Below are 7,206 nucleotides of genomic sequence, written 5' to 3' on the forward strand. Positions count from 1 at the left end.
ACTGGCGCCATGCGCACCGACCGCGGGCAGCAGCACGCAAGCAACGGGCAATGGCGCGATCGCAGTCGGCGACAGCGCGCAGGCGACCGGGCTCGCTTCGATGGCGCTCGGCACGACCACGGTCGCCGGCGGGCAGTTTTCGGTTGCGGTCGGCGACGACGCGCAGGCGCTGCAATACAACGACAGCGCTTTCGGGTTTCAGTCGCTCGCTAATGGCGGCTACGCAACCGCGCTTGGATCCGGCGCAACAGCAACCGGCGCGGCGTCCACCGCCATCGGCGCGGCCGCGACTGCGACCGGCACTAGCAGCGTTGCGATCGGCGAAATGGCGCAGGCCAACGGCAACGGATCGGTTGCACTTGGCCGCGGCAGCGCGTCGAACCGCGCCGACTCGATCAGCGTTGGCAACGCGGCAACCGGCCTCACTCGGCAAATCACCAACGTCGCCGCAGGCACGATGCCCACCGACGCCGCCAACGTCGCGCAGCTTGAGTCCGCCAGCAACTTCGCAATATGGCTGGGCGGCGGGGCGACGTGGAACCCGGTTTCCAACACGTTCACTGCGCCGACGTTCCAGGTCCAGGGCCAGAGCTACAGCACCGTTTTCGGCGCGATCGAAGCGCTCGACTCGGGCCTGACGACCGCGCTCACCAAGCCAGGCACACCAGGTCCGCAGGGTCCGCAAGGCCCGGCAGGATCGAACGGTGCGCCTGGCCCACAAGGCCCGCAGGGGCCGGCAGGCACGATCGCGACTGGCACAGTGCAGTACGACGGCGCAGGCACCAGCAAAATCAACTACGGCAGCGTGACTTTGCAAGGCTCCGGCGGCACGCAGATCCACAACCTCGCCGCCGGGCAAGCACCAACGGATGCCGCCAACGTCAGCCAGGTGCAGCAGGCTTTGGCCGAGGCCAACACCTACACCAACGCGACGGTCAGCAACGCCATCGCCCCGCTTGAGGGCCAGATCGGCCAGCTTGGCCAGGAGATCGGGAGCTTGTCCGGTCGCATCGACGGCCTAGGCGCAGCCAGCCAAGCACAGGCGCAGATGTCTTTGGCCTGCGGTGATGGCGGCCGCAACTGCTTGAGCGCTGGCTGGGGCTGGCAGGGCAGCCAAGGTGCCGTCGCAGTTGGCTTCCGGCATTCTGTTTTCAGCCGCCAGGCCGCCTGGACTGCGGGAATCAGCAGCAGCCAGGCGGGCACCAGTGTCGGCGTTGGCTTCGCGATCCGGTTGCACTGATTTGCACTGAGCATGGGGCCATGGATGGCATGCGCGGCGGGCTTCGGCCCGCCGTTTTTTGGCTATCCGGATTTGCGTGTGTAGTCGCGATGTGCGGCTTCCTCGACCCGCTGCACATTGATTTGCCGGTCACACGGCAAGATCAAGCGGCAAGTCTGAAATGTCCTTGAGGCGCTTTCCTTTGACCATCACTGCCAGGAGGTCGGCGGCGTCATCCAAATGGCAATCGTTTACTGTCTTTTGCAGTTCGTACAAGGCAAAGTGATACACGCAGTCAATATCCCCTGTACCCAAGGCGATAGAAGCCAGGCGACTCGGTGTCGGCTCTGCAGTGACTACCATGATATGAGGTAAATGGCCTTTGCGGTTGCGCATCAGGTTCAGTGCTTCCGACCTGGAGTTTTGCGCCCGGTCGCTGCGGATTGTCCACTTGCAGGAAATGCTTGCATGCAGAAGCGGCGGCCCGCCGTTTATCTTCCGCAGGCTGGCAAGCCTGGTCACCTTGTCATCGACCAGGCGCTTCGATGCATTGATGGCGTTGTCGTCCTCGGTGGAGCGCACCACCACAATATCCGGCGTGATGGTGTAATCGCTGCCGAGAGCGGCTGCCAGTTCGGGATCGCTTTTGGCTGCCCGGTCGAGCGCAACCAGGTGCGCGTATTGCTCATAGCGAGCGATTTCCAGCCGGCTGCGGCCGCCGACCTGGTTCACTTCCCATTTGCCGGGGCGGAGGTGTTTCAGATTTAGAAACGTAGCCCGCACGAAGTCAGCGCAAATGCCCTCAAATTGGCGGCCAGAGGTCTGCCCGGCAATTCGATCGCCGGCGCTTTCGGCCTGAAGCTGCTCGGCAATGCCTATGGCAATTTTCTTGCTTGTGGTGTTGCTGCTGTCGGCGTTGCTGGCGACACCTGCGCGGGTGGTAAGAGTTGATGATTGAAACAGCGCAGCGTGAAAAGCCTTGCGGGCGGCGGCGAAGCAGGCGGGGTTCGTCATCACGCCACCTTGAAAATGCGCTTCACGGACAGCGCCGCGAAGATTTGCTTTGCCACAGCCGTGGCGACCGGCGGCGGGAAGGCGTTACCAATCTGGCGATAGGCGGCCGTCTTGCGGCCAGAGAACTGCCAGTCATCCGGGAAGCCTTGCAGACGGGCCGCCATTCGCGGCGTCAGCCGCGGCATGCCAACGAAGCTGCGCGGCGGCGGCTCGTCCCACAGCCCCATGCCGTCGACTCCAAGGGTGGCCCAGGCGCGCTTTGCGCGGGTCGGGCCAAGATCGGGGCCGCCGTGCTTCTTTGAGCCTCCGACCAGCGTTGGGGCAATCGCATTCGCGCGGTCGCGCCATTTGGCTGCACTCCTCCAGCCGCGTGCGGCCATAAGGTCAAACAGCTTCTCGCCAACCGTAGGCGGCTCGTTATCGAGCGGGACGGGCCAATGAAATTGGTGGGCGAAATCATTGCGCAGCGCTACAAAAATGACGCGTGGGCGCAGTTGCGAAACCCCGAAGTCGGAAGCATTGAGCAGGCGCCAAGCAGGTGTGTAACCCAGCGCCTTGAGTTGATTTTCAACCGAATTTCGGTAGTCGTCAAACACCGCATCGAGCAGGCCGCGCACGTTTTCGAGCATGACTGCACGTGGACGGCATTCATCGACAACACGGATCGCTTCGGGAAAAAGGTTCCGCTCATCGCGTTCCCCGAGTTGCTTTCCTGCCTTGGAAAATGGAGGACAGGGAACGCCGCCAGCTACAAGATCGATGCCGCGATATTTGCTGGCATCGAAAGCGCAAAGATCGCCCTCGACAACATTCCAGTTCGGTCGGTTCATGCGCAGTGTGGCGCATGCGGCCTGGTCGATTTCGACGAGTGCGGCGTGAGAGAACCCCGCCTTTTCCAGGCCAAGTGCCTGCCCGCCTGCACCTGCACAGAGTTCGATCGACGTTAGTTGGTTCATGAAGTGCCTGGCTGATTCCGTGCTGGTGTGAAGCATACAAGGCAACACGACCGTCCGCACAAACGAACGCGCCGCCCTTGCGGGCGGCGTGGGCCGGCGGCAGTCGGCTGCATCGCATCCATGCGACCGCCAGACAACCGGCAGACATATCCTCGCAATCCGCTTGCGCGACGTCAGTCGGCGCGCGGCTCGCGTGCGTGTAGGCGTTCGCCTTCGCGCGCGCCTGGCCAGCGACTACACATCAATGCCGCCCGCTGCGCGGCCATGCCAAGAACCTTCACTGCGCCTTGGGTCACGCGCCGGCGTGCGCAGGTCCAGGCGTCCCCGCTGCCACTGCCGTTCGCAGCCGCCCCGCTCGTTAGCCCCTCGCTGCAGCCGTCGCGCCAGCGATGAAGCCGCTGTCACGCCGCCCGCCTGCTCGCCCCTGTGGGGCAAGGGGCCGCCTCGCGATGCAGTGAGGCGGCTCCGAACAGCAGTAAATCACACGAGGACACGAGCATGAATGACCTGACGACCACCACGAAAGCACGCGCGACCCAAGGCGCCGCGGGGGGTTCCACCCCGCACCCCTCCGAGGCCCACCCAACAGCAGGTGGGGAAGTGCAGAGCGAAGCGGCAGCGATCTACCTCGCGACCAAGGCCGAGGACCAGGCCGAGCACGAAGCGGCTGTGCTGGCTGAGGCTGAGGCGATCTTGCGCAAGCGGTTCGAACGGCTTGGCACCATCAGCAATCCACAAGATTCCGGCGCGTGGCTGCGTGCGCGCCTCGCGACGCGCGACAGCGAATCCTTTTGCTGCATCTTCCTCGACCACCGGCACCGCGTGCTTGCTTTCGCCGAGCTTTTCCGCGGCACGATCGATGGCTGCTCAGTTCCGCCGCGCGAGGTCTTGCGTGCATGCCTGCAACACAACGCCGGCGCAGTGATTTTTGCGCATAACCACCCCAGCGGCGTGGCCGAGCCGAGCGCGGCCGACGTGGCAATCACTCAAACCCTCAAGCAGGCGCTCGACCTGATCGGCGTGCGCGTGCTCGATCATCTGATCGTTGGCGAGACGGTCGCGAGCCTTGCGCAGCGGGGGCTTTGCTGACATGCGCCAGGGCGAGGACTGAGCCAGAGCGACCAGAAAGGGAGGGAGCGGGCAGGGCGACCAGACCCCAGCCCATCCCCCAGCGCCCGGCGGCGTGGTGGCGCGGCGACTCCGGCCAAAGCAAGAGCAGAGCGGAGCGGGCCTTGAGGATAAGGCGGCGGCGGCCTGGCGGCCAGGCGTGGCCAGGCGGCGGGGCGGCGGGCAGGGCGAGAGCCGGCGCCCGTTGTCGCGGACGAGGAAAAGAGCGCACCGACCGGCGCCAGGTGCGGCCGACCCATCGCCGCGGACCGAAAACGGCGCCGACTCGATGCGCTGACCGCGACCCATCATCGCGTACCGAAAACGGGCGCCAGCCAGGCGCCGCGGCGACGGTCGCCGGGCGGTCGACTCGTTGGCATGGTCTATGCTTATCGGTTATCGCGCGGCATGGCAGGGTCTATGCTAGCAAAGTTATACACATAATCGCGTCGCGGACGTGCTGGCGATTATATGTATCATTATCTGTATAACTTCGCCATGAGTCCGGATCGAGGCTGGTTGCGGCGTGGCTGAAAGCTAAGCGGGATGCGGGTTTGCGCGGTTGAGCATTGTCGCGTGCATGATTATCTGTATAACTCGCGCGATTGGTGGCGCGGATGCTCGAAACTGTGACACGCGGCACAATTGTTTGCATTATTTCCATTGACATCATGTGTCGCATGGGCTATCTTAATACTCAAGACGGGCCGGAGCCCACCGAGCGAAAGAGAGGAAAAAGCCATGAACACGCCGAACACCACCAGCAACACCGCCACCACCGACCAGGCGCGCAACACCGCAGGCCGCATCGCATACACCTCAGCCACGATCAATGCTGCGTTGCAGCACATGGCGCGCAAGGCGTGCATGACTCCAGCCGGCATCCGCGCGTATCTGAGCGCGGACGGCAGCGAGCCTGGCCGCCGCTATTTCGCCAGCCTGCTCGCCGCCGCCGGGATCGGCGCCTGCCTGCGACGCTGAGCGGGAATGGCAGCGGGATCGGCTGGCATGGCTCGCCGACTCGCTGCCCCGTTACGACTTGACTTGATACAGGAGAAGGCAAATGAAAGCACTTATCATTTACATCGCGATGTTGGCCAGTGCAACCAGCCTGTATCACGCGGTCAACCGCCTGCAACTCGCAGCCGATGCGCCCATCCTGGCCATTGCCCGCGCGCAGCAGCATGCCGGATACAACGCACAGTGGGCGGCGACGCCGGCCCAGGGCGCGGCCGCGGTGGCGGCCTATCGGCAGCAGATCGCTGCCGATGAAGCCGTGGTGCAGCGCGATGAACAAAAGGAGATCACGCCATGACTGCCAAAATCGAAAACCGGACTGCGGAAGAAATCTTGGCGAAATGGCGCGCAAAAGCCGCAGCACGCAGGCGCGCGCAACGCGCACGGGCGGGGGCGGTTTTGGGTGGACTCACGCTCGATGGCGAGACAGTCGCTGCGCTCAAACGCGTGCAGGTGGCACTGCGCGCGCCGTCGAGGTCGGCGGCGATCCGCGCGGCGATCCACTTAGCCGCGCAGGCGGTCGAACTGCAACAACAGCAGGAGATGAAGCCATGAAGATGCAAGCGCAAGAAATGAACGGCAACCAGGCTCTCAACCACCGCGTGGTGATGCGCAAAATTCGAGCGTCGGCCCGGAGTGGTCGACTCCTGATCTTGCTCCTCCTGCTGTAGCTGTAAAGTCTATCGCCGCACAGGCGACTGCTGAAAAACAAGCCCCCGGCCAGCCGGGGGCTTTGCTTTTGTATCAATCCAGCTTTTCCGCTAACTCGAGCGTGCGCGGATGGTAGTAGCGCATGAGCATGCGTGGGTCGCGGTGCCCGGAAATCTTCGTCAACTCGTGCAACTGCAGCTTGCCGGCCATCCGCGAAATCGCCTCGTGCCGCAAATCATGCTCCGTAACGTTTTCGAGTCCTGCGCGAGCGGCGGCGCGCTTGAAAGCTTTAGAGAACGAATCCGGGCGCATGGAAAAAACTCGGCCGTGCGCGCGGTGCGGCAGCGCGTTGAGCACTCCGATCGCGCGGCGCGTCAGCGGCACGTCGCGTGGGTGGCTGTTTTTCGCTTTAATCACATGCGCTGTGCGCGCGGGCAGGTCAAGATGCTCCCAGCACAGCCTACAGAGTTCGCTGCGTCGCATCGCTGTCTCGACAGCCAGGTGGATGAATGGAGGGAGTTCAACTGACTCGGTAACGGCGCAAAGCGTCTCGATTTCTGCCTCGCTCACGCGGCGATCGCGCGCGTTGTCCTCGGGTTCCAGGTACACGCCGCGCGCTGGGTTCACCAGCGCGGGCATGCCCCACTCGCGGGCAGCGACCGAGAAAACATGCCGGAGCACGGTCATGCGCCGATGGATCGTCGCTGGCTTCAACCCCGCGCGTTTCCAGGCATCACGCAACGCGGCAACGTCTTGCGAGCCGATCCGTGCCAGTGCCTGGCCGGCGATGCGAGCCTCGCGCAGCTTGCGCAGGACCGACTGCTCTTGCTCGGCGCCGCGCTTGGCGGCGGTAATCTCGCGCCCGTAGCGATCTAATGCCTCGCGCAGCGTGATACGCTCCGCGCCGCTGTTGTCGCGCCAGGTGCCGCGCTCCTGCTCGCTTTCGAGCTTGCGCGCCCAGGCTTCGGCGTCGGCTTTGAGCGTGAAACTCTTGCTTTGAGTCTGGAAGCCCTGGCGGCGCACGCGCGCCCGCCAGAGGCCGGAACCGAGTTGATTGATCGAGGCCATGTTTGGACACCCAGTGGACACGGAACCGTGAAGATACGACGAAAACCGCATAAACACTAGCTCAAAAGCGCCTACGCAGTCGCCCTTACAAGGCGAGGGTCGGGGGTTCGAAACCCTCAGCACCCACCAGCATCGCGGAGTGGCGTGCGGACGGTTAGAATGCCGGCCAGTCGC

The 7,206-nt window shown here is 64.1% G+C and carries 7 protein-coding genes and 1 pseudogene; 5 read left to right on the top strand and 3 right to left on the bottom strand.

Translation table 11 applies throughout. The annotated features are described in order from the left end of the window. Positions 1-1,240: pseudogene (locus AC2VLV_RS06700) on the top strand (hypothetical protein); the annotation flags it as partial. A gap of 129 nt (positions 1,241-1,369) precedes the next feature. On the opposite strand, the gene AC2VLV_RS06705 reads toward AC2VLV_RS06700, so the two are convergent. Continuing rightward, positions 1,370-2,233: an NgoMIV family type II restriction endonuclease gene (locus AC2VLV_RS06705; protein WP_486989235.1), complete on the bottom strand. Its 864-nt coding sequence runs from the start codon at positions 2,231-2,233 to the stop codon at positions 1,370-1,372. Then, positions 2,233-3,189, bottom strand: a complete 957-nt coding sequence (locus AC2VLV_RS06710; protein WP_486989236.1) for a DNA cytosine methyltransferase — start codon at positions 3,187-3,189, stop codon at positions 2,233-2,235. Before AC2VLV_RS06710 ends, AC2VLV_RS06705 begins: the two co-directional genes overlap by 1 nt. Before the next feature lie 498 nt (positions 3,190-3,687). Between AC2VLV_RS06710 and AC2VLV_RS06715 the strand changes: the two genes are divergently transcribed. From AC2VLV_RS06715 to AC2VLV_RS06730, 4 genes are all read left to right on the top strand, one after another. Then, on the top strand, positions 3,688-4,278 hold the full coding sequence (locus tag AC2VLV_RS06715; protein ID WP_486989237.1) for a JAB domain-containing protein: 591 nt from the start codon (positions 3,688-3,690) through the stop codon (positions 4,276-4,278). 759 nt (positions 4,279-5,037) lie between these two features. Continuing rightward, the gene (locus tag AC2VLV_RS06720; protein WP_486989238.1) at positions 5,038-5,277 is read left to right on the top strand and encodes a hypothetical protein; all 240 of its coding nucleotides are present in this window, start codon (positions 5,038-5,040) and stop codon (positions 5,275-5,277) included. An 82-nt stretch (positions 5,278-5,359) separates the two neighbouring features. Beyond that, complete coding sequence (locus tag AC2VLV_RS06725) at positions 5,360-5,611, top strand: hypothetical protein (RefSeq protein ID WP_486989239.1); 252 nt, start codon at positions 5,360-5,362, stop codon at positions 5,609-5,611. Next, complete coding sequence (locus AC2VLV_RS06730; RefSeq protein WP_486989240.1) at positions 5,608-5,868, top strand: hypothetical protein; 261 nt, start codon at positions 5,608-5,610, stop codon at positions 5,866-5,868. The genes AC2VLV_RS06725 and AC2VLV_RS06730 overlap by 4 nt, the downstream gene beginning before the upstream one ends. A gap of 189 nt (positions 5,869-6,057) precedes the next feature. Here the strand turns inward: AC2VLV_RS06730 and AC2VLV_RS06735 are convergent, their stop codons facing one another. Next, entirely contained in the window at positions 6,058-7,032 is a 975-nt protein-coding gene (locus AC2VLV_RS06735; protein WP_486989241.1) for a tyrosine-type recombinase/integrase, read from the bottom strand. Positions 7,033-7,206: the final 174 nt, after the last annotated feature.

The sequence above is a fragment of the Thiomonas sp. TH-17 genome (assembly GCF_057473305.1).

Excerpts from the sequence above, each read along its gene's own strand:
- AC2VLV_RS06705 (WP_486989235.1), bottom strand. The coding sequence starts at position 2,233 with ATGACGAACCCCGCCTGCTTCGCCGCCGCCCGCAAGGCTTTTCACGCT.
- AC2VLV_RS06710 (WP_486989236.1), bottom strand. The coding sequence starts at position 3,189 with ATGAACCAACTAACGTCGATCGAACTCTGTGCAGGTGCAGGCGGGCAG.
- AC2VLV_RS06715 (WP_486989237.1), top strand. The coding sequence starts at position 3,688 with ATGAATGACCTGACGACCACCACGAAAGCACGCGCGACCCAAGGCGCC.
- AC2VLV_RS06720 (WP_486989238.1), top strand. The coding sequence starts at position 5,038 with ATGAACACGCCGAACACCACCAGCAACACCGCCACCACCGACCAGGCG.
- AC2VLV_RS06725 (WP_486989239.1), top strand. The coding sequence starts at position 5,360 with ATGAAAGCACTTATCATTTACATCGCGATGTTGGCCAGTGCAACCAGC.
- AC2VLV_RS06730 (WP_486989240.1), top strand. The coding sequence starts at position 5,608 with ATGACTGCCAAAATCGAAAACCGGACTGCGGAAGAAATCTTGGCGAAA.
- AC2VLV_RS06735 (WP_486989241.1), bottom strand. The coding sequence starts at position 7,032 with ATGGCCTCGATCAATCAACTCGGTTCCGGCCTCTGGCGGGCGCGCGTG.